The organism is Streptomyces sp. NPDC020996, assembly GCF_040641355.1.
Taxonomy (GTDB): domain Bacteria; phylum Actinomycetota; class Actinomycetes; order Streptomycetales; family Streptomycetaceae; genus Streptomyces.
Genome location: NZ_JBFADM010000156.1, coordinates 1 through 1,180 on the forward strand (window position 1 = coordinate 1; position 1,180 = coordinate 1,180).

Sequence of the window (1,180 nt, forward strand, 5' to 3'; positions counted from 1 at the left end):
CCCGGCTGGCGGCGGCTTTGACGCCGGAGGTGGACGCGGTGCTGGCCCGGCATCCGCTGCGGGAGCTGGTCACCGCCTCCGAACCGCTGGAGCTGCTGGTGGAGCGCGAACGGGCGCTGTACGGCGCCTGGTACGAGTTCTTCCCCCGCTCCGAGGGCACCCCCGAGCAGCCGCACGGCACCTTCCGCACCGCCGCCCGCCGCCTCCCGGCGATCGCCGCGATGGGCTTCGACGTCGTCTACCTGCCCCCGGTCCACCCCATCGGCACCACCTTCCGCAAAGGCCGCAACAACACCCTCTCCGCCGGCCCCGACGACGTCGGCGTGCCCTGGGCCATCGGCTCCCCCGAGGGCGGCCACGACGCCGTCCACCCCGCCCTGGGCACCATCGAGGACTTCGCCTGGTTCGTCGGCCGGGCCCGCGAGCTGGGCCTGGAGATCGCCCTGGACTTCGCCCTGCAGTGCTCCCCCGACCACCCCTGGGTGGCCAAGCACCCCGAGTGGTTCCACCACCGCCCCGACGGCACCATCGCCTACGCCGAGAACCCGCCCAAGAAGTACCAGGACATCTACCCCATCGCCTTCGACGCCGACATGGACGGCCTGATCGCCGAGACCCTGCGGGTGCTGCGCCACTGGATGGCACACGGCGTGCGGATCTTCCGCGTGGACAACCCGCACACCAAACCGGTCGTCTTCTGGCAGCAGGTGATCGCCGACATCAACGCCACCGACCCGGACGTGATCTTCCTGGCCGAGGCGTTCACCCGCCCGGCGATGATGCACACCCTCGCCCAGACCGGCTTCCAGCAGTCCTACACCTACTTCACCTGGCGCAACACCAAGCAGGAACTGACCGAGTACCTCACCGAGCTGTCCGGGGAGGCGGCCGCCTACATGCGGCCCAACTTCTTCGTCAACACCCCCGACATCCTCCACGAGTACCTCCAGCACGGCGGCCGCCCCGCCTTCGAGGTCCGCGCCGTCCTCGCCGCCACCCTCTCCCCCGCCTGGGGCGTCTACTCCGGCTACGAACTGTGCGAGAACACCCCGCTGCGCGAGGGCAGCGAGGAGTACCTCGACTCCGAGAAGTACCAGCTCAAACCCCGCGACTGGGACACCGCCGAACGCGAGGGCCGCACCATCACCCCCCTCATCGCCCGCCTCAACGAGATCCGGCG

Annotated in this window: 1 pseudogene; it reads left to right on the forward strand. The window is 70.4% G+C overall.

Features of this window, described 5'->3' with window-relative positions:
- Window positions 1–1,180: pseudogene (locus tag AB0G63_RS39125) on the forward strand (alpha-1,4-glucan--maltose-1-phosphate maltosyltransferase); the annotation flags it as partial.